This window comes from Polaribacter pacificus (assembly GCF_038024035.1).
Taxonomy (GTDB): domain Bacteria; phylum Bacteroidota; class Bacteroidia; order Flavobacteriales; family Flavobacteriaceae; genus Polaribacter; species Polaribacter pacificus.
In genome coordinates this window covers 670,690-694,906 of the sequence record NZ_CP150664.1, presented here as the reverse complement: position 1 = coordinate 694,906, position 24,217 = coordinate 670,690, and the positions used below count along the sequence as shown (strand labels likewise).

At 33.1% G+C, this 24,217-nt stretch carries 24 protein-coding genes; 16 read left to right on the top strand and 8 right to left on the bottom strand.

Translation table 11 applies throughout. The annotated features are described in order from the left end of the window. Positions 1-37 precede the first annotated feature (37 nt). On the bottom strand, positions 38-424 hold the full coding sequence (locus WHC90_RS03120; RefSeq protein WP_188599458.1) for a PUR family DNA/RNA-binding protein: 387 nt from the start codon (positions 422-424) through the stop codon (positions 38-40). Positions 425-505: 81 nt separating this feature from the next. Beyond that, the gene (locus WHC90_RS03115; RefSeq protein ID WP_188599459.1) at positions 506-2,260 is read right to left on the bottom strand and encodes an ABC transporter ATP-binding protein; all 1,755 of its coding nucleotides are present in this window, start codon (positions 2,258-2,260) and stop codon (positions 506-508) included. A 181-nt stretch (positions 2,261-2,441) separates the two neighbouring features. Between WHC90_RS03115 and WHC90_RS03110 the strand changes: the two genes are divergently transcribed. The 9 genes from WHC90_RS03110 to WHC90_RS03070 all read left to right on the top strand — a co-directional run bounded on the left by WHC90_RS03110 (position 2,442) and on the right by WHC90_RS03070 (position 10,143). After that, positions 2,442-3,542, top strand: coding sequence for a Glu/Leu/Phe/Val family dehydrogenase (locus WHC90_RS03110; RefSeq protein ID WP_188599460.1), 1,101 nt, complete (start codon positions 2,442-2,444; stop codon positions 3,540-3,542). Positions 3,543-3,620: 78 nt separating this feature from the next. Further along, a complete protein-coding gene (nusB, locus tag WHC90_RS03105; RefSeq protein ID WP_188599461.1) occupies positions 3,621-4,559 on the top strand; it encodes a transcription antitermination factor NusB in 939 nt (312 codons plus the stop codon). 32 nt (positions 4,560-4,591) lie between these two features. Continuing rightward, positions 4,592-5,050, top strand: a complete 459-nt coding sequence (locus WHC90_RS03100; RefSeq protein WP_188599462.1) for a DUF1573 domain-containing protein — start codon at positions 4,592-4,594, stop codon at positions 5,048-5,050. A gap of 11 nt (positions 5,051-5,061) precedes the next feature. Further along, positions 5,062-5,370: a preprotein translocase subunit YajC gene (gene yajC / locus WHC90_RS03095; RefSeq protein ID WP_229664949.1), complete on the top strand. Its 309-nt coding sequence runs from the start codon at positions 5,062-5,064 to the stop codon at positions 5,368-5,370. A gap of 103 nt (positions 5,371-5,473) precedes the next feature. After that, positions 5,474-6,445 (top strand): hypothetical protein, encoded by a 972-nt coding sequence (locus WHC90_RS03090; RefSeq protein WP_188599463.1) that lies wholly within the window; start codon positions 5,474-5,476, stop codon positions 6,443-6,445. A 1-nt stretch (position 6,446) separates the two neighbouring features. Then, a complete protein-coding gene (gene coaE / locus WHC90_RS03085) occupies positions 6,447-7,037 on the top strand; it encodes a dephospho-CoA kinase (protein ID WP_188599464.1) in 591 nt (196 codons plus the stop codon). A gap of 109 nt (positions 7,038-7,146) precedes the next feature. Beyond that, entirely contained in the window at positions 7,147-8,727 is a 1,581-nt protein-coding gene (locus WHC90_RS03080) for a sensor histidine kinase (protein WP_188599465.1), read from the top strand. Between the two features lie 11 nt (positions 8,728-8,738). After that, the gene (locus WHC90_RS03075) at positions 8,739-9,434 is read left to right on the top strand and encodes a response regulator transcription factor (protein ID WP_188599466.1); all 696 of its coding nucleotides are present in this window, start codon (positions 8,739-8,741) and stop codon (positions 9,432-9,434) included. A gap of 88 nt (positions 9,435-9,522) precedes the next feature. Next, positions 9,523-10,143, top strand: coding sequence for an L-threonylcarbamoyladenylate synthase (locus WHC90_RS03070; RefSeq protein WP_188599467.1), 621 nt, complete (start codon positions 9,523-9,525; stop codon positions 10,141-10,143). Between the two features lie 3 nt (positions 10,144-10,146). Here WHC90_RS03070 and WHC90_RS03065 read toward each other — a convergent pair whose 3' ends face one another. Next, complete coding sequence (locus WHC90_RS03065; protein WP_188599468.1) at positions 10,147-11,145, bottom strand: glycosyltransferase family 2 protein; 999 nt, start codon at positions 11,143-11,145, stop codon at positions 10,147-10,149. A gap of 55 nt (positions 11,146-11,200) precedes the next feature. Next, positions 11,201-11,644 (bottom strand): type I restriction enzyme HsdR N-terminal domain-containing protein, encoded by a 444-nt coding sequence (locus WHC90_RS03060; protein WP_188599469.1) that lies wholly within the window; start codon positions 11,642-11,644, stop codon positions 11,201-11,203. Positions 11,645-11,661: 17 nt separating this feature from the next. On the opposite strand from WHC90_RS03060, the gene holA reads away from it, so the two are divergent. Beyond that, the gene (gene holA / locus WHC90_RS03055; protein WP_188599470.1) at positions 11,662-12,663 is read left to right on the top strand and encodes a DNA polymerase III subunit delta; all 1,002 of its coding nucleotides are present in this window, start codon (positions 11,662-11,664) and stop codon (positions 12,661-12,663) included. Between the two features lie 6 nt (positions 12,664-12,669). Here holA and meaB read toward each other — a convergent pair whose 3' ends face one another. After that, entirely contained in the window at positions 12,670-13,746 is a 1,077-nt protein-coding gene (gene meaB / locus WHC90_RS03050; protein WP_188599471.1) for a methylmalonyl Co-A mutase-associated GTPase MeaB, read from the bottom strand. Between the two features lie 100 nt (positions 13,747-13,846). Here meaB and WHC90_RS03045 point away from each other — a divergent pair, with 100 nt between their 5' ends. The 6 genes from WHC90_RS03045 to lgt all read left to right on the top strand — a co-directional run bounded on the left by WHC90_RS03045 (position 13,847) and on the right by lgt (position 19,137). Beyond that, complete coding sequence (locus WHC90_RS03045) at positions 13,847-14,407, top strand: RNA polymerase sigma factor (protein ID WP_188599472.1); 561 nt, start codon at positions 13,847-13,849, stop codon at positions 14,405-14,407. After that, a complete protein-coding gene (locus WHC90_RS03040; protein WP_188599473.1) occupies positions 14,391-14,954 on the top strand; it encodes a hypothetical protein in 564 nt (187 codons plus the stop codon). The genes WHC90_RS03045 and WHC90_RS03040 overlap by 17 nt, the downstream gene beginning before the upstream one ends. Then, positions 14,935-16,362 carry a hypothetical protein gene (locus WHC90_RS03035; RefSeq protein WP_188599474.1) on the top strand — a complete coding sequence of 476 codons (1,428 nt, stop codon included), beginning with the start codon at positions 14,935-14,937 and terminating at the stop codon, positions 16,360-16,362. The genes WHC90_RS03040 and WHC90_RS03035 overlap by 20 nt, the downstream gene beginning before the upstream one ends. 104 nt (positions 16,363-16,466) lie before the next feature. Then, complete coding sequence (cysS, locus tag WHC90_RS03030; protein ID WP_188599475.1) at positions 16,467-17,948, top strand: cysteine--tRNA ligase; 1,482 nt, start codon at positions 16,467-16,469, stop codon at positions 17,946-17,948. Between the two features lie 24 nt (positions 17,949-17,972). After that, positions 17,973-18,209, top strand: a complete 237-nt coding sequence (yidD, locus tag WHC90_RS03025; protein WP_188599586.1) for a membrane protein insertion efficiency factor YidD — start codon at positions 17,973-17,975, stop codon at positions 18,207-18,209. 64 nt (positions 18,210-18,273) lie between these two features. After that, on the top strand, positions 18,274-19,137 hold the full coding sequence (lgt, locus tag WHC90_RS03020; protein ID WP_188599476.1) for a prolipoprotein diacylglyceryl transferase: 864 nt from the start codon (positions 18,274-18,276) through the stop codon (positions 19,135-19,137). Here the strand turns inward: lgt and WHC90_RS03015 are convergent. The 3 genes from WHC90_RS03015 to WHC90_RS03005 all read right to left on the bottom strand — a co-directional run bounded on the left by WHC90_RS03015 (position 19,117) and on the right by WHC90_RS03005 (position 24,215). Further along, positions 19,117-19,629 carry a hypothetical protein gene (locus WHC90_RS03015; RefSeq protein WP_229664950.1) on the bottom strand — a complete coding sequence of 171 codons (513 nt, stop codon included), beginning with the start codon at positions 19,627-19,629 and terminating at the stop codon, positions 19,117-19,119. The genes lgt and WHC90_RS03015 overlap by 21 nt on opposite strands. A 103-nt stretch (positions 19,630-19,732) precedes the next feature. After that, positions 19,733-21,946, bottom strand: coding sequence for a M1 family metallopeptidase (locus WHC90_RS03010; protein ID WP_188599478.1), 2,214 nt, complete (start codon positions 21,944-21,946; stop codon positions 19,733-19,735). 136 nt (positions 21,947-22,082) lie between these two features. Next, positions 22,083-24,215 (bottom strand): M1 family metallopeptidase, encoded by a 2,133-nt coding sequence (locus WHC90_RS03005; protein WP_188599479.1) that lies wholly within the window; start codon positions 24,213-24,215, stop codon positions 22,083-22,085. Positions 24,216-24,217: the final 2 nt, after the last annotated feature.

The following is a 24,217-nucleotide window of genomic DNA, read 5'->3' as shown; positions in this document are numbered from 1 at the left end:
TTGATAGCTTTTTTTAGTGTGAGAAATTATTTGAATATTAAATGTCATCAAAAGAGACATCTGTAAAACTGTCTGTTGAGGTTGGTGTTTTATCCTCGGTAGTTGTTTCTTCTTTTTTATAATCTTTTTGGTGTCTTTCGCTGATCACCTCTTCGCCTTTTTCATTTAAAATAAAACGTGTAGCTGCCTGCAGCATTTCGTTAAATTCAGTAAAGTCTTCTTTGTACAAGTAGATTTTATGTTTTTGATAGTGAAAAGACCCATCATCATGTGTAAATTTCTTACTTTCTGTGACAGTTAAATAGTAGTCATCTGCTTTTGTTGATCGTACATCAAAAAAATAGGTTCTTCTTCCTGCTCTTAATACTTGAGAAAAAATTTCTTCCTGTTCGGTTCTTTCTGTTCTCTCTGTTCTCTCTGCCATAATAATCGGTACAATAAAATTATAATTTTTTTTATTTGCTGAACAAATCTAAAAAAATATTTTACTTTTTCTAACGAAACCTTAACTTTCTTTTTCTAAAAGTTGTTGTTCGTACATTTCTTTATAATAACCATCTACTGCTATTAGTTGATTATGAGATCCTTGCTGAATAATACTACCTTCATTTAGCACGATAATTTTGTCTGCATTCTTTGCTGATGAAACACGATGACTTATGATAAAGGTTGTCTTGTTTTTAGAGACCTTGTTTAGGTTTGCTAATATTTGTTCTTCAGTTTCTGTATCAACTGCGGATAAACAGTCGTCAAAAATTAATATTTTAGGATCTTTAATGATAACCCTAGCAATAGAGACCCGCTGTTTTTGTCCACCTGATAAGGTTACGCCACGCTCACCAAGTATGGTTTGGTATTCGTTTTTAAAGCCCATAATATTATCGTGAATCACAGCGCCTTTTGCCGCAGCTATAATTTCTTCTTTGCTTGCGTCTTCTTTCCCAAATTTAATATTGTTTTCTATGGTGTCAGAAAACAAGAAAGGGTCCTGAGGAACAAAACCGATTGAACTTCTTAAATCTGTAAGATTTACTTGTTTGATAGGGGTGCCATCAATTAAAACCTCTCCATTGCTGACGTCATACAAACGAGCAATTAAATTAACGATACTCGATTTACCAGACCCTGTATTTCCTAAAATGGCAATTGTTTCACCTGCATTAACTTTAAAACTAATGTTTTTAAGTGCTGTAATGTTGGTGTCATCATAGGTTAAGCTAACATTTTTAAAGGTAACTGCTCCAACAACTTCTGTATTTTCTTTGGTGTTATTAACAATTTCTGGTTGCTCTTTTAAAAATTCATTGATTCTTTGTTGAGAAGCTTCAGCTTGCTGCACCATAGAAGTTACCCAGCCAACAATAGCAACCGGCCAGGTTAGAATATTAACATAAAGCATAAACTCAGCGATGACTCCAATCTGGATTTCACCAGCGATGTACTGTTTTCCACCCACATAAATAACAATCAGGTTGCTCACTCCAATTAATAAAATCATCATCGGAAAAAAAACAGCCTGCGTTTTGTATAAATCGATGTTTTTTTCTTTACTCTGATTTGCTAATTCATCAAAATTCTTGATAATAGAAGGTTCAATACCATATGATTTTACCACGTTTATACCTGAGAAGAACTCTTGATTAAAGGTGGTTAGTTTTGATAAAAACTGCTGAACGATATTGCTTTTTTTATTGATGACCTTACTTAAGATAAAAATAGAAACAGACAATATAGGAAATGGAATCAGCGTATAGAGTGTTAGTTTTGCATCAATTTTAATCATTTGATAAAATCCAACAGCAAACAAAACCAGCATGTTCATGCTGTACATAATTGCAGGGCCAAAATACATCCGAACTTTAGAAACGTCTTCACTAATTCGATTCATTAAATCACCCGTTCGATTTTTTTTATAAAAATTCACAGACAGCCTTTGGTACTGCTGGTAGATTTCATTTTTTAAATCAAACTCAATCAATCGAGAGGTCACAATAATGGTCTGTCTCATTAAAAAAGTTAAAAAACCAGCAACCAAAGCAACCCCTACAATGATCAAGATGTTGATAAGCAATTGATGCTTTACTTCATCAACATCTGTAATTTTACCCAGTTTGTAGTCTTCTATGCTATTAAAAGAGTTTCTGATTATCTGCGGAATCTCCAATGCCAAAAACTTAGAAACAATGGTGATAAAAATCCCGAGTAGGAGTCTGTATTTGTATTTGTAAAAATATTTATTTAAGTATTGTAATGCTTTCATTCTAAAAAAAATAGGCAGATTATGTTGATTTTAGGCAGTATTTATGGACTTGTAAATTAAATGATGTTAATAAATGTATAATTTGATTCGGTTTTTTTTGATATGTTTTGTCAATATCTTATTTTTGCGGCTTAATTTTTGAGAAATCATAAAACGAACCCTCAATTTAATACTTACATAAATGACTACAAATATAATTGATACTAAGGATTTAAAAAACGATCCAGTCTTTGGACAAATCTCTTTTGATGGCCATGAGCAAATTGTTTTTTGCAACGACGAAGATACAGGTTTAAAAGCAATAATTGGCATACATAATACGGTTTTAGGGCCTGCACTTGGAGGAACTAGAATGTGGTCTTACAACAGTGAGTGGGATGCATTAAATGACGTATTGCGTTTGTCTCGTGGAATGACCTTTAAATCAGCAATTACTGGTTTAAACTTAGGTGGTGGTAAAGCTGTTATTATTGGTGATGCAAAAACTCAAAAAAATGACGATTTAATGCGTCGTTTTGGACAATTTGTAGATTCATTAAGCGGAAAGTACATCACAGCAGAAGATGTTGGAATGGAAACACGTGATATGGATGTTATTAGAGAAGTAACACCTCATGTTACAGGTATTTCAGAAAGCAAAGGTGGTTCAGGAAATCCTTCACCAATTACTGCATATGGAGTGTATATGGGAATGAAAGCTGCTGCCAAATACCAATTTGGGACTGATAATTTAGCAGGAAAGAAAGTCTTAGTTCAAGGAGTAGGTCATGTAGGAGAAACCTTGGTAAAACACATTACTGATGAAGGAGGTCAGGTAGTTATTAATGATATTAACTTGCCACGTCTAGAAGAATTAAGTAAAAAATACGGTGCAAATGTTGTTTTAGGAAATGACATTTATGGATTGGATGTAGATATTTATGCACCTTGTGCTTTAGGTGCTACAATCAACGATGCAACTATTCATCAATTAAAAGCAAAGGTAATTGCAGGGGCTGCTAACAATCAGTTAGCGGATGAAGTAAAACACGGTATGCTATTAAAAGAAAAAGGTATTGCCTATGCTCCAGATTTCTTAATCAACGCAGGAGGAATTATCAATGTTTATGCAGAGTTAGAAGGATACGGTAAAGATGAGATCATTAGAAAAACCGAAAACATCTACAATACAACTTTAGATATTTTTGCACTTTCAGAAAAAGAAAGTATTTCTACTCATAGAGCTGCATTTAACATTGCACAGAATAGAATTGACACCCGTAAAAAGGAGCAAAACAAATAGAAAATATCAATAAATAGTTATATTTTTGCAGAGCGATAGAATTTTTCTTTCGCTCTTTTTTTTAACAAGTTCTTTAGAATGATCAACAGAAGACATATTCGAGTTAAAGTGATGCAATCGGTGTATGCAATGACGACTGCAAAAACAGATGATTTAATCAGAGAAGAAAAATTCTTATCTTTTAGTACACAAAAACTTTTTGAGCTGTACGTTTTGCAATTATTAATGTTGATTGAGGTTCAAAAATTAGCAGCAGCTAAGATTGAAATTTCAAAGAAAAAGCATTTAGCAACCCCAGAAGATTTAAGACCTAACACCAAATTTATTGACAATCCAGTTATTAAAACTCTTGCAGAAAGTGAGTCTTTAAAAATATACCTTGATGATCATAAATTAGACAATTGGGTTTTAGATGATGAGTATGTAAAAATTGTTTGGGCAGCTTTGTCTGAGAGTGATTTATATGCCAATTATATGAGCTCAAAAGAGGATTCTTTTGTTGCTGACAAAAAATTTGTCATTAACTTTTTTAAAGAAATTATCGCTCCAAATGACAAGTTAGCCGATTATTTTGAAGATCAAAATATCAGTTGGTCTGATGACATCCCTTTTGTTAACACTTGGATCGTTAGAACCCTAGATAAAATTAAATCTGAAAAGGTTTTTGTTTTAGGTAAATTGTTTAAAGATGAAGATGATCAGAGTTTTGTGCTAGAATTGTTTAGAAAAGTGATGTTGCATCATACAAAATTCGAAGACGAAATCGCTGAAAAAACTCCTAACTGGGAGGCTGATAGAATTGCTGATATAGACATGATCTTAATTAAGATGGCTATCTGTGAGTTCTTGTATTTTCCTTCGATTCCAGTACGAGTAACCATCAATGAGTATATAGAAATTGCTAAAGATTATTCAACCGAAAAGAGTAGCTATTTTATCAATGGGGTTTTAGACAAACTCTCTAAAGAGTACAGTAGCACAGATCGTTTGAAAAAAATAGGAAGAGGATTGATTTAAATTTATTATTTTTACCCTTTAAATTAAGTAAAATGAAAAAAATTATAGGTTTAATTGTTGTTTTAGGAAGCTTAGTACTTGTTTCATGTACAGAGTCTAATGCAGCTGCAAAAGTTAACAAAGAGAATTTAGCAAGCGCTAAAAAAAGAGATTTAGATATTCATAAAGGAGCGCCTATTGCTTCTGTTGATAAAAAAGAATATAATTTTGGTACGGTTACCGATGGTGATATTGTAAAAACTACATTTGTGATTACCAATACTGGTAAATCTCCTTTGGTGATTACGGATGCAAAAACCACTTGTGGTTGTACAGTGCCTTCATGGCCTAAAGACAAGGCTATTGCACCTGGAGAAAGTACAGAGATTAAAGTAGAGTTTAACACAGCTGGTAAAGGTGGTGGAAGACAGATTAAAGATGTGACATTGTTTACCAACACAGCTAATGGTAGAGAAATTGTTACTCTTAAAGGAATTGTTAATAAAAAATAAGAGATATCACAATGATGATTTTACAAGCAAGTAGTGGAGGTTTAGGAAGTATGTTGCCTTTTTTGGCGATGATAGTGGTTATATATTTTTTTATGATAAGACCGCAAATGCAAAAACAAAAAAAAGAGAAGAAATTTCAATTAGAAATCGCCAAAGGATCTAAAGTTGTTACTAGTAGTGGGATTCACGGTAAAGTAGTTGAGTTTCACGATGATAATACTGTAACTATAGAAACAGGTGCGGGGAAAATTAGATTTGAAAGATCTGCTATTTCTATGGAGTTAAGTAAGCGCTATTTAACGCCTGTAGAAAAGAAGTAATCCTCTATCAGATATAAAAAAAAGTGAGCTTTCAGGCTCACTTTTTTTATGCAATAAAACCAATTTGCTCATTGTGATTGTTAAATGCTTTGTGTAAATTGCAATGAATCCAGATTCTATTTTAATGATTGCAAAAAAGGTCAGTACTCAAAAAATCCCTAAAACGTTTTTAGTTGCGTTGGGCTTTGCATTGTTGTTTTGGACCCTTATCAAGTTGTCAAAAGAATATGAAACTGTCGTTAGTTTCCCAGTAAGCTATGTCAATATACCACAAGACAAGCTTATAGAAGAGGGCCCCCTTCAACAAATAGAGATCTCTCTAAAAGCTTCGGGGTTTAAATTGTTCTTATTGGGGTTTAATACAAAGACACTTGAATTAAATTTGAGAAACATCAAAAACAAATCGGGATCCAATTATTATTTTTTGACGAGTAAAGAAGAACCAACTATTCGTAAACAACTTTCTGATTCTTATGTAATTGACTATTTTTTACAAGACACAATACATTTGAAAATTAGTCAGTTAACGTCAAAAAAAGTTGCGGTAATTGGTGATTTTGATTTGAAATACAAATTGGGATATCAATTGATAAACCCTTTGCAAATAGAACCAGATTCTATTGTAATTTCTGGACCTAGTTTACAAGTAGACAGTGTAAAGAGTTTAAAATTAGAAAAATTAAGTCTAGATGATATTGCCAATTCTATAGATAAAAAAATTAGGGTTAATACAAGTGCAATTCCTTCGTCTATTAAGTTTTCAGTGAAAGAAGTTAAGGTGCAAGGGAATGTTGGTCAATTTACAGAAGGGACCATGATTTTGCCTTTTGAGATTATAAATAAACCAGATGCGTTGTCTGTAAATACATTTCCAAAAACTGTAGAAATTAAATACTTAGTCGAGATTACTCGGTTTAAAGAGGTAACTAAAGAATCTTTTATGGTGGTATGTGATTATCAGCACGCCATAGCAAATGGGTTTAGGTATATGATACCAAAAGTAATTGTTAAACCAGATTTTGTTAGTTCTTTAAAAGTTTCTCCATCTCAAATTGATTTCTTAATTCAAAACTAATATGGTTGTAGGCATTACTGGAGGTATCGGAAGCGGGAAAAGCACAATGGCATCATTCTTAATGAGTCAAGGGGCTGTGGCTATCTATAATGCAGATGCCGAAGCAAAACAACTAATGCTTACTTCATCAGTAATACGAGGAAAGATCATAGAAGCTTTTGGAGCCGAATCATATACAGAAGATGGTCTTAACAGAAGCTATCTCTCAGAATTGGTTTTTAAAGATCCACATAAACTCAAGCAATTGAATGCAATTGTACATCCTGAAGTATATAAGCATTTAAATGAGTTTATAGTTAAGAACTCAACGAAGGATTATATCCTGTATGAAAATGCCATCTTGTTTGAAAATCACAGCGAAACACTTTGTGACTTTATTATTTTTGTCAAAGTAGATTTAGAGGTTCGGATAGCAAGAGTGATGAAAAGAGATGGGGTATCAAAAGAAACAGTTTTAGAAAGGATCAACAATCAATGGCTTGATGCTAAAAAAGAAATTCAATCTCATTATATTGTAGAAAACAATGATTTAAAAACAGCTCAAGATCAAATTATCAGCATTCATAAAAAATTAACAAATAAGCCAGTCTGAAATCATATTAATTCATTGGTTTTCTTAAAATTATCATATAAATGAACTATTTATGTTAATTTTCGTTAAAAACGTTAATTTAAAGATTCAAATCCTCTATTTTTGATCAATGGGTAAAAAGATTTTTGTTTTAATTGTTGTTTTGATGACCGTTTCTTTGGTAGGAATTGTCACCGTTCAAGTCTATTGGATTAACAATGCCGTACAGACCAAGCGCGATCAATTTAAAAATGACGTAAAATTATCTTTGGCCAGAGCTGTTGAACGTGTTAATGAGGATGAGTTTTCAGAATTTCAGCTAAAATACACGCCTATTTTAGAAGCTGCTAAAGATATTAACAGCACCGAGATTAGAAATATTATTTTACAACAAATAGACACTACTGGGAAACAAATACTTTCTTACGGGCAAACCATTATAGAAGAGGTCATCAAAGCTCCTGTAGATTTTTTAGCCAAAGATTCTTCATCTATTTATTTTAAGAAAGTACGTGGTAGGGTTGATATCACCATCAACAGCAATAACAATGCCGGTGCTGATTCTGATTTCTTAAATAACAATAACGAAATAAAGTATACCAATATTAAGCGATTTCCAGAGGTAGAAGAATCTTGGATGCGAAACGTATTTAGAGAATTTAAAGCCTTAACCCCGATCAATCAAAGGGTAAATAATCGAGAACTCAATAGCATCCTAAAAGATGAGTTCGCGAAAAGGAACATTAATATAGATTTTAAATATGGTGTTTATAGTCGCGATGGTTTTTTAACCAATCTAAAATCTGGATATTATACTATAGATAAAACAAACAGTATTGGCTATCCTTTTTTTATGGATGAAAATGACGAAACAGCTTTTACTATTTTCGTAACGTTTCCAGGTCAAAAAGAACATATTTTATCTGACATTTCTGATATCTTGTTGCTGTCCGTATTTTTTATTTTTATCATTGTTGTTGCATTCTCAAGTTCTCTTTATCAGTTAATTAGACAGAAAAAAATTTCAGAGATTAAATCAGACTTTATTAACAACATGACTCATGAGTTTAAAACACCTATTGCGACCATCAATTTAGCTTTAGATGCCATAAAAAACCCTAAAATCATTAATGATAATGAAAAGGTGATTCGCTATGCTAATATGATTCGAGAAGAAAATAAAAGAATGCATGGTCAGGTAGAAAACGTTTTAAGAATTTCTAGATTAGAGAAGAATCAACTTGAAATCAATAAGGTTGCTATAGATATGAATGATGTTATTGAAGAAGCTATCTCTCATGTTAGTTTACTAATCGATGACAAAGGAGGGTCTATCAATTGTCACTTTGAGGCTTTGCAATCAGAGATTTACGGAAATCAATTTCATTTAACAAATGTGGTTGTTAACATGTTAGAAAATGCCTTAAAATACTCAGAAGAGACGCCAAAAATTGATGTCTATACAGAAAGTACAGCTAAATACTTTATCTTTAAAATTAAAGACGAGGGAATTGGAATGAGTAAAAATGCTCAAAAATATGTGTTCAATAAATTTTATAGAGAGCACAAAGGAAATATACACAATGTAAAAGGCCATGGTTTAGGTTTGGCTTATGTAAAAGAAATTGTAGAAAATCATCACGGAACAGTGTTGGTAGAAAGTGAAAAAGGAAAAGGAAGTTTATTTACGGTAAAATTACCACTAGTTTAAAATTATTTAATATGGGAAGCAAAAAAATATTATTAGTAGAAGATGATCCAAATTTTGGAACCATTTTAAAAGATTATTTAGCATTACACGATTATAATATCACACATGCAAAAGACGGAATAGAAGGTCTAATTGCTTTTAAAAATGGTGAATTTGATTTGTGTATTTTAGATGTGATGATGCCAAGAAAAGATGGTTTTTCTTTAGCAGCAGATATTCGTTCTACCAACAAAGAAGTGCCAATTATCTTTTTAACTGCAAAAACAATGAAAGAAGATGTCTTAAAAGGATATCAAGTAGGTGCAGATGATTATTTAAATAAGCCTTTTGATTCTGAAGTGTTACTTTTTAAAATCAAAGCTATTTTACAAAGAAAAGAATCTGATCAAAACAAAGAATCTGATGAGTTTGAGTTTCAAATTGGTAAATTCTTTTTCAATTCTAAATTGAGACATTTAACCATCAAAGATGCTGAGCCTGTTAAGTTGTCGCCTAAAGAAAGTAAATTGCTAAGAATGTTAGCTGTTCATAAAAATGATCTAATGCCTAGAGAATTGGCCTTAACCAAGATTTGGAGAGATGACAACTATTTTACGTCAAGAAGTATGGACGTTTATATTGCTAAATTGCGTAAATATTTAAAACCAGATGAAAACGTTGAGATTTTAAATATTCATGGAGAAGGATTTCGTCTAGTAGAGAAGTAGTCAACTACCTTTTAATATATAAAAATGAAGCTCGATTGAAATACAATTGAGCTTTTTTAGTAACTTTGAAAAGCTAAGACGATAAACCATGGCAGAATTTATTAGAATTTATAACGAAAATCCCAATCCTAAAGAGATTGCCAAAGTAGTAAAAGTACTGCAAAATGGAGGATTGATTATTTATCCAACAGATACTGTATATGGCTTGGGTTGTGATATTACAAATAGCAAAGCAATGGCGCGGGTTGCAAAACTTAAGAATGTAAAACTAGAAAAAGCTAATTTTTCATTTGTATGTAATGATTTAAGCCATCTTTCTGATTATGTTAAGCAAATAGATACCGCCACGTTTAAAATTTTAAAAAGAGCCTTGCCAGGGCCTTATACTTTTATTTTACCAGGAAGTACTTCGCTACCAAAAGATTTTAAAAAGAAAAAAACTGTTGGAATTAGGATTCCTGACAATGCTATTGCTCAGGCAATTGTAAAAGCTCTAGGCAATCCGATAGTATCTACCTCTATACATGATGAGGATGATATTTTAGAGTATACAACAGATCCCGAATTGATTTTTGAAAAATGGCAGCATAAGGTTGATCTTGTAATTAATGGTGGTTATGGAGATAACGAGGCTTCTACCATAATAGATTTAACCACAGATGAGCCAGAGATACTTCGTGAAGGTAAAGGAAGCTTGGATGTGCTTTAAGAGCTATTTTAAATCTTTAAACTTAGTCCTTCTCAAAGCAAAGTATTGCCAAACAATACTGGTGTGAATAAAGTAATCTGATTTTTTTTGTAATCTTTTCCGTTTCTTTAAAAAGCGGTAAAAATTTTTATAAAAACTAATATGGGCTTTAAAGATTGCCCAAGTATGTATCGGTCGAAGCTCAAAAGCAAATTTTAATCCTGCAATACCATCCAAAATTAAACGAGAAAAAATAACCAATAAAAACCATTTTTTTGGCACATTTTTTACCACATTTAAAAGGCTATTTCTAAAGTTGAGATAGGTTTTTCTAGGATTGCTTTCTTGTAAGGTGGCTCCACCAACATGGTACACAGTAGCTGCGCCAACATATTTAATATCGTAACCTAAGTTTTGAGTTCGCCAGCAAAGGTCAATTTCTTCTTGATGCGCAAAATAATCCTCATCAAAGCCTTCTAATAGATGATAAACTTCTGACCGAATGCACAAACAGGCACCAGATGCCCAAAAAATAGGATAAGTATCGTTAAACTGGCCTTGATCAGCTTCTAATTGATTAAAAACTCGCCCTTTACAATAAGGGTATCCCAAAAGATCTACAAAACCACCACCAGCTCCTGCGTACTCAAAGTGAGTTTTCTTTTTGTAATCTAATAATTTGGGTTGGATAATCGCCGTGTTCTTCTCAGATTTAAAAACACTTAAGATAGGGGATAGCCAATTTGGAGTTACTTCAATATCTGAATTAAGTAAACAGTAAATATCTGCATCAATTTGGCTTAAGGCATCATTATATCCCTTTGCAAAACCACCGTTACTTGCATTTTCTACAATTTGAACGCTTGGGTAATGAAGTCTAATAAAATCAACAGAATTATCTGTAGATGCATTGTCAGCTACATAAATTACAGCTTCTTCTGCACTATAATTAATGACTGATGGTAAAAATTCTTCAAGGAGTTTTTGACCGTTCCAATTTAATATGACGATGGCTGTTTTCAAGTTTGCAAACTTACGTTTTAAATCTTAATTTGAATTGTAACAATTTGTTAATTTGCTATTTGTACTCTGGGAGTTCAGGTAAAAATACATAGCTCTCATTTTCTAAGTCCATCTTACAAAAATAATGCGTAATCCCGTTGGTAACCATCAAATAATCAGCATTTAAATTCAAGTTATATCTCGCTATTTGGTCAAAAGTATTTTGGGTAATTGGAATATGAGGTGCTTTGCATTCTACAATTATATGTGGTAGCCCGCTTTTGTTAAAAACAAGGATGTCAGTTCTTTTTTTTCGGGTATGAAGCAGTAACTGTTTTTCTAATGCAATTAAGCTGCTCGGATATTTTTTTTCATTCAACAAAAATTGAACAACATGTTGACGCACCCATTCTTCTGGAGTTAAAACAAAATATTTTTTTCTTAACATATCAAAAATAAGCGTATGTTTTTCGTTACTTTTGAGCTTGAAATTGTATGTAGGAAGATTGAGTACTTGCATCAATCAAAAGTAAGAAAATGAACGCAATAAATTCTATAGTAGCCCAGATTAAGAAGAAGGAAATAAAGCCCATTTATTTTTTAATGGGAGATGAGCCCTACTATATCGATAAAATTTCTGATTATATCGAGCAAAACGTTCTGGATGAGGCAGAAAGAGGTTTCAATCAGGTGGTCATGTATGGTAGGGATGTTACTATTGATGAGATTGTGTCATCTGCCAAGCGTTTTCCGATGATGGCAGAATATCAGGTTCTTATTGTAAAAGAAGCTCAAGACCTAAGCAGATCTATAGAAAAACTCCTCAGTTATGTAGAAAACATACAACCCACTACAGTACTGGTCATTAACTACAAGTATAAAAAATTAGACAAGCGAAAAAAATTATACAAAGCCATTGAAAAGGTTGGTTTGATTTACGAGAGTAAAAAAATGTATGATAATGAAGTCTCTGAGTGGATCCGAAGAGTCTTGTCAGGAATGCAATACAAAATAGAGCCAAAAGCAGCGTTAATGCTGGTTGATTTTTTAGGAACAGATCTAAGTAAGATTAGCAACGAACTAAACAAATTAACTACTATTTTACCTGTAGAAACCATTATTTCTCCAATCCATATTGAAGAAAATATAGGAATCTCTAAAGATTTTAACAATTTTGAACTTCGAAAAGCTGTAGGTGAGAAGCAAATTGTAAAAGCCAATAGAATTATCAATTACTTTATAGAAAACCCTAAGAACAACCCTCTGGTAATGACCATTGCCTTGTTAAATAGTTTTTTTACCCAGCTATTAATCTATCATGGTTTACCAACTAAGGACAAAGCAACAGTTGCTAGAAGATTAGGGATTAATATTTATTTTGTTGGTGATTATGTTACGGCCGCAAGAAACTACCCCATGCGAAAAGTATCTCAAATTATAGCTTTTTTAAGAGAAGCTGATGTAAAAAGTAAAGGAGTAGGAGCCAATCAAACTCAAGGTGATATTTTAAAAGAATTGCTGTTTAAAATTATGCACTAACATTAGTTAGCGATTAATTTTTAAAAGTTTTTCTGCAGCATTAAAAGGCGTTGTGGTGCCTTTTTCTAGATCTTCAATAGCTTTTGACAGCGCTTCGCTTACCAAAGTATTGTTGTAAAAATTATCTTTTAACTGCTGCTCAATAGTAGCAAATAACCAGTATTTGTTTTGTTCTTGTCTTCTTTTGTCAAAAGAACCATTGGTTTTAGTTAAGCTTAGATAATCATTGATCATGGCGTCTATTTTATCAACACCTTCATGATTTAATGCACTACAGGTAAGTACTTTTGGAATCCATTTGCTCTCTTTTGGCGGGTATAAATGCAGCGCTCTATTAAAAGCCGTTTTGGCAATTTTGGCATTTTGAACATTATCTCCATCAGCTTTGTTAATGACGATGGCGTCTGCCATTTCTATAATTCCTCTTTTAATTCCTTGAAGTTCATCTCCGGCTCCTGAAATTTTTAACAACAAAAAGAAATCAACCATAGAGTGTACAGCAGTTTCACTTTGACCTACACCTACAGTTTCTATGATAACAGTATCAAATCCCGCTGCTTCACAAAGAATAATAGTTTCCCGTGTTTTTTGGGCAACACCCCCTAGAGAAGTTCCTGATGGTGAAGGTCTAATAAAAGCATTAGGATCTGTAACCAAAGCTTCCATTCGTGTTTTATCACCTAAAATACTGCCCTTGTTTACACTGCTACTCGGGTCGATAGCCAACACAGCAACTTTTTTGTTTTGTGCCGTTAAATAGCTTCCATAGCTCTCTATAAAAGTGCTTTTCCCAACTCCGGGTACTCCTGTAATTCCTATCCGTACAGATTTATTGGCGTAGGCTAAACAGCGTTCTAAAATAGCATTGGCTTTTTCTTGGTGACTGGCTTTAGTGCTTTCTACCAAGGTGATAGCTCTGCTTAAAAAAGGGATACTTCCTGCCAAAATTTGGCTTACATACTCATCCACACTGTACTGTCTGTTTCTGGTTGCTTTTATTTTATCAGCCGCCATTTTATTGGTGGTTTCTGGTTGAGAAACTCCGTCTACTTCATGAAGTGCTGTTGTCTTTTTTTTAGTCATATAGAATTAACCAATAGAATATGTGTAAATTTATAAATAAATATGTACCCAAATTGCAACAGGGCCAAAAAAGTATCGTCTTTAGGGTAATATAATAAGAATGAATCAAACAGTAGATCTACACAATCATTTGATTGAAGCTTGTAAAAACAATGATGCAAAAGCACAAATGCTATTGTATGATAAGTATTGCAAGGCTATGTGCGCGATTGCATATCGCTATGTAAAAGATGTTTTTGAAGCAGAAGACATTATGCAAGATGCTTTTATTAAAGCTTTTCAAAAGATTGATAGTTTTAAAGGAGATGTTTCATTTGGCGCCTGGTTAAAAAGAATTGTGATCAATCAGAGTTTGGATGTATTAAAAAAGAAAAAATTAGATCTGATAGCAATTAATGATGAGATTCATCACAAGGTAGAAGAAGATGAAACCTGGGAGGTCGAAGTTCCGTACACACAAGAAATGATTTTGAGTGTTATTGAAACACTTAAAGAAAAATACCGAGTTGTATTGTCCTTGTTTTTACTTGAAGGATATGATCATCAAGAGATCTCAGAAGTATTAGGGATTTCAGAGGTGGCATCAAGAACCCATCTCTTAAGAGGAAAGGCACAATTAAAAGAACGATTAAAAGAACAGCATTATGTCGAAGGATATTAGAGAAATCATGGAGGACCAGCCGAGTAAAGACATTTCTTTATCGGAAAATCACAGAAATAAGTTTCAAGAACGATTGCTTAAAGAGGTTCATCAGCAGCCTAAAAAAAGAAGCTTTCTTTGGTTGCAAGTTGCTGCATCAATTGTGGTGCTAATGAGTTTGGCTCTTGGGTATTTTGGTATGGATACGAAACCTTCAGAATTACCCTCAGAAAAACCGACTAAAGAAGTGAGTCTTGGAAGTTTATCTCCAGAACTTAAATCAATAGAAAGTTATTATATAAACACCATCAATTACGAGATCAGTAATTTAAGTGTCGACGAAAATAATAAAGAAATTTTGGATGGTTATTTTGCAAAAATTGCAGAGTTGTCTTCTGAATACAAATCCTTAACTACAGAGCTTAGCACCAAAGGAGTTAATGATGAAATCATCAATGCATTGATAAACAATTTGCAATTGCGTGTACAGTTATTGCAACGATTAAAAAAACAATTAAACGATTTAAAAAATTTAAATTTAAAACAAGATGAAACTAAAAACATATAGTATAGTTGGATTTTTGTTTACCGCTTTTTTTATAAGCAGTTTACATGCACAAAAATTTGACAAAAAATTCAACGAAAAGTTTAGCGTAAATAAAGACGTTTTACTTGCAATTAATGCCACAAACTCAGATGTCAATGTTTCTACTTGGAACAGAAATGAAGTATCTGTAGAAGCCATCATTACTGTAGAAGGCTTGAGTAAAAAGGAAGCAGAAAAATTTCTTAAAAACTGGAAGTTTGAAGCCTTAGGTAATAAAAGTAAAGTTCAAATCAATGCCAATGCAAGTCAATTTTTAAATGTTGATAGCAATGACTTTAAATTTGATTTTGGAAATATTACAATTCCAGAAATCGATATCAATATTGAAGATTTTGATTTTGACTTTAAATTTCCTGAGTTAGACATAAAGATTCCAGAAATCAATATTGATTTTGATAAAATATTTGAGAATATCGATATTGAATTAGACAATCATAATTTTGATGATGCTGATGAGAAAACGTTTTCTTACAAATCAAATGGAAAGCAAAAAACTATCGTTATTAAGACTAGAGAAGAGTGGGAGAAGTTTAAAAAATCGAAAGATTATAGAGACATGAAAGCTAATATTAAAGAAGGTCTTAAACAAGCGCAAGAAGGAATCAAAAAGATTGACAAAGAAATGATTCAAGAGCAGCTTCAGAAAGCGAAGATTCAATATGAAAAACTTGATAAAGAGAAGATTAAACAAAATTTAGCAAAAGCAAAAGAGAGCATTGAAAAGATGAAGGTTCAAATGCAAAACAATTATAAAAATGGCAATAATATTATTGTTATTGAAGATGGAGATAGTAAAAAAGAAGTAAAAATCACAAGAAAAATTACAATCAAAGTACCAAAAAATGCAACCTTTGATTTAAACACAAGACACAGTAAGGTAAAATTACCAAAAGGAAAAACTTCTGGTAAAGTTTCTTATGGGTCGTTTAATTCTGAAGAATTAAATGGTGGAGATTTGTCTATTTATTATGCCCCAGTATCTGTTGCTGCTTTAACAGCAGGTACTTTATATTTAAACAACATTACCGATGCAACTATTGCATCGGTAATGAATACCAATGTCATTACCAATTCTTCTGGTTTACAGATTCAACAACTTGGAAATAACGTAAGTTTAACCAGCAAGTTTGGTGAGTTGACAATTTTAGATGTTGCAAAAGATTTAAAAGATTTTGAATTGAGTTTAAATTTTTCAGAAGCTTCAATTGATTTAAAAAACTACCTTAATACGTTTCCGGTTATAAAAACATCTAGCTTAAAAATATTGGAGAAAGGTTTTCTCTTTAATGGTAATTTTGATGTCAAAAACAAAACCATTGAGTTACAAGGAAAACAAAGTACACTCCAGGTTAAGAACGTAAGGCAATAACAGTGTTTTTAACCTGTATTCTTTTACAAAACTTCTACTAAATTCCCATTTCCTCTTTCCTTAAAACTCCTTATCTTTACGTTTCTATAAATGCAAGTCAATTCATGGAAATCTACAAGGAGAATCAACTTAAAATATACAACTCTCTTACTAAAAGTAAAGAGCTTTTTAAACCACTAATACCAGGTCGTGTCGGCATGTATGTTTGTGGTCCAACTGTTTATAGCAATGTTCACCTCGGAAACGTAAGAACTTTTATGTCTTTTGATGTGGTATTCCGCTATCTATTGCACTTGGGTTATAAAGTTCGCTATGTGCGAAACATAACCGATGCTGGTCACTTAGAAAATGACGCTGATGAAGGGGAAGACAGAATTTCAAAAAAAGCGCGGCTAGAAGAAATAGAGCCTATGGAAGTGGTACAACGATATACTGTTGACTTTCATGAAACCCTTGAAAAGTATAATTTTTTACCTCCTAGTATTGAGCCCACTGCAACAGGTCATATTGTTGAACAAATAGAAATGATTAAAGAAATCATGGACAAAGGCTTTGCGTATGAGGTTAATGGATCTGTATATTTTGATGTGTTGGCATACAATGAAAAAGGGAATAATTACGGCATTCTTTCTGGTCGTAAGATAGAAGACGCTATTCACAATACCAGAACTTTAGACGGGCAGTCAGACAAGAAGAATCCCCAAGATTTTGCTTTGTGGAAAAAAGCAGATGAACGTCATATTATGCGTTGGCCATCGCCTTGGAGTGAGGGCTTTCCTGGATGGCACCTAGAGTGTTCTGTAATGAGTACAAAATACTTAGGAGAACAATTTGATATCCACGGTGGAGGAATGGATTTAAAGTTTCCACACCATGAATGTGAGATTGCTCAATCACATACCTGTAGTGGTAAAACCCCTGTTAATTATTGGATGCATGCTAATATGCTGTTGTTAAACAGTCAAAAAATGGCCAAATCAACAGGTAATTTTGTGCTTCCTAATGAGATTTTAACGGGAAAGAATACTATTTTAAGCAAAGCATTTGCACCTAGTGTGGTTCGTTTTTTTAACATGCAAGCCCATTATAGAAGTATTTTAGATTTTTCTAGTGATGCCCTAGAAGCATCAGAAAAAGGGTATTATAAACTAATGGATGCGGTGCACACACTAAAAACCATTCAAGTAAGTAAAACATCATCTGTAGACATCGCTTCTTGGAAGAAACAATGTTATGCCGCCATGAATGATGATTTTAATACCCCTATTTTAATTGCGCATTTATTTGATGCTGTTAAAATGATCAATCAATTAAAAGAACAAAAAGAGAGTATTTCTGCTGATGATTTAGTAGATTTTGAAAAAACAATTCACGCTTTTGTTTTTGATGTTTTGGGCTTAACAGATGAGTCAAAGCAAGACAGCTCTGATAAGATTGATGGAGTTGTAGCCTTGTTGATTAAATTGCGAAAAGAGGCAAGAGATAATAAAGATTGGGCATTGTCAGATCAGATTAGAGATGAGTTACTAGCTTTAGGAATTCAACTAAAAGACGGAAGAGAAGGCACAACGTTTTCTATCAATTAATACATTTTAAGACCCTATTATACAATTTTGAAAGAAATTCTAACATATCCTTTTATACTTTTGGTTCGGTTTTATCAAACAGCGATATCTCCATTTACACCTTCAACATGTAGGTATTCACCGACCTGTTCTCATTATACAATTGAGGCATTACAAAAGCATGGATTGTTTAGAGGGGGTTGGTTAGCCATTAAAAGAATTTTTAGTTGTCATCCATGGGGTGGGCAAGGTTATGATCCTGTGCCAGAAAAGAAAAAATAATTTAGCTTGATTTTATACTGCCTTAACGTCAGTGTCATTTTAGAAGCTTATAAATAAAAAAAGAATGAATTTTTTATCAATTGTTTGGGACCCATCTTTAGGGATCGATTTAGGTTTTTATGTAATTAGATGGTACAGTCTAATGTTTGTGCTAACCTTTATTTTAGGGTTGCGATTGATGAAAAAAATGTTTATCAATGATTCAATACCTGTAGAAAAACTAGACCCGTTGTTTATGTACACCTTCGTTTCTATGTTAATAGGAATGCGTTTGGGTGATGTATTTTTTTACAGCTGGGATTATTACCAAGATCACTTGTTAGAAATTATTTTACCCTTTAAAGAAAATGCAAATTCTTCTGCCTTATTTGGGATGATTAAAGGCTGGGAATTTACTGGCTATACAGGGTTTGCAAGTCATGGAGCAGCTGTTGGAATCATTACAGCCTTGTATTTCTACAGTAGAAAAGTGATTAAAAAACCTTTTTTATTCATTTTAGATAGAATGGGAATCATGGTAGCCTTGGCTGGTTTTTTCATCAGATTAGGGAATTTCTTTAATTCTGAAATTTATGGAAAGCCTACAGATGGTAGCTTTGGCGTTATTTTTAAAGCTGCTGGAGAAACCGTTCCGAGGCATCCTACTCAATTGTATGAGGCCATTAGTTATTTAATCTTATTTGTAGTCCTTTGGAAGTTGTATTGGAAAACAAATGCGAAAGAGCAGCAAGGATATTTGTTTGGAATCTTTTTTGCTGTATTGTGGTCATTGCGTTTTATTATTGAGTTCTTAAAGGAGCCTCAAGTTCAAGAAAGAGGAGAGGAGTGGTTGTTTAGTCCGTTAAATACTGGTCAAGTATTGAGTATTCCACTAATCTTGATTGGACTTTACTTTGTGTTTAAAAAATCAAGACTTCAGACTAAATAGGCGTATTTCTAAACCCACAAAAAAGCTAAAGCGAAGTACTTTAATCTTTAGGTCACTTCTATCAACAAACTGTAACATACTGCTTAGTTTTAAACGTTTATTTAAAATTAATGCCAGAGATACTGAACCAGATAAACTTAATGAGTTTATATTCTTTCTGTGTATATTTCCTATGCCTATAGTAGGACTGAATTCTATTTTTTTGTTGTTTAAAGTATGTGTCAAAGCATATCCAAAACCCACACCTAATCTATTGTAATTGTTTTTTATACTTGCATTTTCGTATTCTAGATAATAGAAATAATATCCGTTTTCTCGTTCTTTACCTGAATATTTTAATCGAGTTAAAATATCTAATGTTCCAGCATTATTACCACGATTGTCCCCGATGGTTAATAGTCTTAAGTCTTGGTGAGCACTAAAACTAATAGCGTTTTGTGCAGAGATATGAGTCGAAAATAGCAATACCATAGGTACTAGCCATAAAAGCATTCGGTAATACATGTAGGGGATTTAAGATGTTGTTTAAATATAATAAAAAAATCCTAACTATTATTTAATAGTTAGGATTCTATATTTAAGAACAAATTAATTATTAACCTTTTACGTTATTTTTAAATTTGTTGAATTTTGAATCTTCTTTCTTAGGCCAGCTATTGTTTGATGTATCAACATCAGCTGTTTCAAAATCAGGATCAACTGTAAAACTTTTTATTTCTTTAGAAGAAGCAAAAACTCTGGTAGCAGAAGTGTCATTACTCATCCATATTTGTGCTGGGAAAGTTTGCTTTTCAGTAGTTCCATCAGCATAGTTCAATTGAACAATAAGTGGCATAACCAAACCTCCTGGTTTTTCAAATTCTACTTGGTAGATAAATTGAGGAACTTCTTTCATGTTTTTCACATGCTTAGACATTACTTTAGGATTTGAATCCTCTTTTTTATCTGTAATGTATACCAACTCACCCATTCTTTCAAAATATGCTTTTGCTTGTGGATTGTTTTTCATTATCCCAGCAATACGCTGACTTGGTTTGTCTGTTAAGTATAATTGTTTTACATCTTTAATACCTATGTCTGTTACATCAGTTGTGTAGAACCAACCTCTCCAGAACCAATCTAAATCCATTGCAGAAGCATCTTCCATAGATCTAAAGAAATCTGCTGGTGTAGGGTGTTTAAACATCCAGCGTTTTGAGTATGTTCTAAACGCATGATCAAATAATTCTTCACCCATGATTGTTTTTCTAAGCATATACAATCCTGCAGCTGGTTTAGAATATGCATTTGGACCAAATTGTTTTACGTAATCTCCTTGTGACATAATAGGAGAAATGTTACTTTGATCTCCACCCATATATCGTGTAATATTTTTTGCAGGGTTGATCGCAAATAATTCAGGATCGTATTTCAATGATGCTAAAATTTCTACAAAAGAGTTTAAACCTTCATCCATCCATGTCCACTGACGTTCATCAGAGTTTACGATCATTGGGAAAAAGTTGTGACCAACTTCATGTATAATTACACCAATCATTCCCTTTTTAGTTCTGTCAGAATAAGTTCCATCAGGGTTTGGTCTACCAAAGTTAAAACAGATCATTGGATACTCCATTCCTTGTCTTTCTGAGTGAACAGATACCGCTTTACTATATGGGTAATCAAAAGTTAATTTTGAATACTCAATTAAGGTGTTTGCAACAGCTCTTGTAGAGTGCTCTTCCCATAATGGGTTTCCTTCTTTAGGATATAAAGAAGTTGCCATCACTGTCTTACCATTGATATTAACTGCCATTGCATCCCAGATGTATTTTCTAGAAGTTGCAAAAGCAAAATCTCTAACTCTTTCAGCTTTAAAATGCCAAGTTTTAGTTTTTTTACTACGACCTTTTTCAGTTTTTTCAGCTTCTTTTTGAGTAACGATAATTACTGGATCTTTAAAAGATTTTCTCGCTTTATCAAAACGTCTTTGCTGTTCTTTTGTAAGAACTGTTCTTTCGTTTTGTAATTCTCCAGTTGCTTCAACGATATGATCAGCAGGTACTGTTAATTTTACATCGTAATCACCAAATTCTAAAGCAAATTCACTACGTCCCCAGAATTGCATATTTTGCCATCCTTCTACGTTGTCATATACTGCCAGTCTTGGGAAAAATTGTGCGATAGTATAGTTGTTGTTTCCGTCAGGGAAGCTCTCTAAACCAGAACGACCACCGTCTTTATTGATGTCGTTAATCAAGTAGTTCCATTTAATTCTAAAATCAAATGATTCACCTGGAGCAAGTGCTTTTGGTAAATTAATACGCATCATTGTTCTGTTAATTAGATGCGATAAGTTTTGACCATTGTGCTCAACTTTTTCAATTTTAAATCCAAATCCTTTTCCTTGGTTCATGTAAGAACTTTGAAAGTTGTCTGGCGTAATAAACTCAGCTACTCTAGTTGATTGAGTCAATGGAGTTTTAGAATCATCAGCTCTCATGTTTTGATCCAATTGAACCCATAAGTATTCTAAATGATCTTTAGAGTTGTTGTGATAGGTGATTTTTTCATCACCATAAATGCGATTTGAATCTTCGTCTAAACGAATATCCATTACATAATCCACCTTTTGTTGTGAATAGGTATGACCAGGAGCTCCAGACGCAGTTCTGTCTGTGTTAGGCGTAGCCAACACATCTTTCATTTGTCTAAACTTGTTTTGATCAGTGTGTCCTTGTTGTACTTTTTTCTTTGTTGTATTGACTTGTGCAAAAGCACCTGTAGCAATAAAAAACACAGAGAAAAGTAAGAGTGAAATTCTTTTCATTTGAGTATAGTTATTTTGATTAAATTAAGTGTATGTATTGTAAGTGGCGCTAATTTATGCCTTTTTTTTAAAAAAAGCTTTTTGTTAAAAAAAAAAGAGACAAAATAAAATGTATTTTGTCTCTTTTTGGCTTTTTTTAACCTTTAATATTCTTTTTAAACTGGTTAAATTTATTTTCTTGTTTTTTAGGCCAGCTATTATTGGTTACATCTACATCAGCAGTTTCTAAATCTGGATCTATAGTTATGTTGGTAATTTCTTTATCAGAATAGATGGCTTTTGTTACTTGATCATCTGATAATCTCCAAATTTGAGCTGGATAGGTTTTGCGATCTTTTGTTCCATCCTTATAGGTAAACTCTACAATGATTGGCATTACCAAACCTCCTGGTTTATCAAAAGTTACTTGATAAAAATATTTAGAAGTTGCTCTGTCTTTTGCCGTGAATGCTGCTCCTTCAGAAGTGTCTTCAACAAAATCTAAACGATCTTTTGAAGTTGATGATTTTGTATAAAATTTCTTCACACTTTTGATTCCGATATCAGTAACATCTGTTGTGTAAAACCAACCTCTCCAAAACCAATCTAGATCCATTGCAGAAGCATCTTCCATGGTTCTAAAGAAATCTGCAGGAGTAGGGTGTTTAAATTTCCAACGTTGTGCGTAGGTTTTAAAAGCATGGTCAAATAACTCAGGTCCCATAATGGTTTGACGAAGGATCCATAAAGCTGTTGCAGGTTTTCCATAAGCATTGTTTCCAAAACTATAGGTATTATCACCTTTAGACATAATAGGGGCAATTCTAGATTGATCACCGCTCATATATCTAACAATGTTTTTAGGTAATCCTCTTCCAAGTGGGTACCCTTCTTCGTAGTCCATTTGTGCAAACATTTGTAAAAACGAGTTCAAACCTTCATCCATCCAAGTCCATTGACGTTCATCAGAGTTTACAATCATCGGGAAAAAGTTATGACCTACTTCATGAATCGTTGTTCCAAGCATTCTGTATTTTTGTCTGTCTGTATAAGTTCCATCAGCGTTTGGTCTTCCAGGATTAAATGCAATCATTGGATATTCCATTCCCATTTGTCCATCTACAGAAATGGCTTTGTGATATGGGTAATCAAACGTATACTTTGAGTATGTTTTTAATGTTTGTGCAGCAGCTCTAGTTGAGTGGTCACCATATAAAGAGTTAGCTTCTTTAGAATAATATGAATATGCCATTACAGTTCTACCGTTAATATCTACAGCCATTCCATCCCAAATAAATTTTCTAGAAGTTGCAAAAGCGTAGTCTCTTACGTTTTCTGCGAAAAACTTCCAAGTTTTGGTTTTTTTAGATCTGCTTTTTTCAATTTTTTCAGCCTCTTTTTGTGTGTGAATCACTACAGGTTTGTCATAGCTTTTTCTAGCTTGTGCTAATCTTCTTTGTTGTGTTCTTGTTAAGACTTCATTCTCATTTAATAACAAACCAGTTGCACCAAGCATGTGGTCATCAGGTGTGGTTATGTTTACGGTAAAATCACCAAATTCTAGAGCAAATTCACTTCGTCCCCAAAATTGATCATTTTGCCAACCTTCAACATTGTCATAAACACAAAGTCTAGGGTAAAATTGAGCAATTACATAATTGTTGTTTCCATCTTTAGGGAAATGCTCATAACCAGAGCGACCTCCTTGCGTTCTGTGGTTATTGATAATGTACCACCATTTTACGCTAAATTGGAAAGTTTCTCCAGAAGCCAAAGGTTTTGGTAAATTAATACGCATCATAGTTTGATTAATGGTATGAGATAATTCACTACCGTCAATATTGGTAACGCTGGTAATTTTAAATCCACCATCAAAAGGGGCGCTTTCATAGTTTTTTGTGTAGGCATCCTTTGTGACACCTTTAGGGATTCTACTTTGTTCAATATCTGGAGTTTTTGAATCCGAAGCACGCATGTTTTGATCTAACTGCAACCACAAATAGCTTAACTCATCTGCTGAATTGTTGTGATAGGTAATTGTTTCACTACCCGTTATTTTTTGATTCTCATCATCCAAAACAATATCAATTACATAATCCACCTTTTGCTGTGTATAGGTCTTTCCAGGAGCTCCAGAAGCAGTTCTTTGGCTTGTAGGTGTAGCCAAGACATCCTTAAGTTGTCTAAATTTATTTTGATTTGTGTGTCCTTGCTGCGTTTTCTTTACCTGAGCAAAAGAAGCTGACGCAATAAATACTAGCGAGAGTACTAGTAAACCGAGTTTTTTCATGG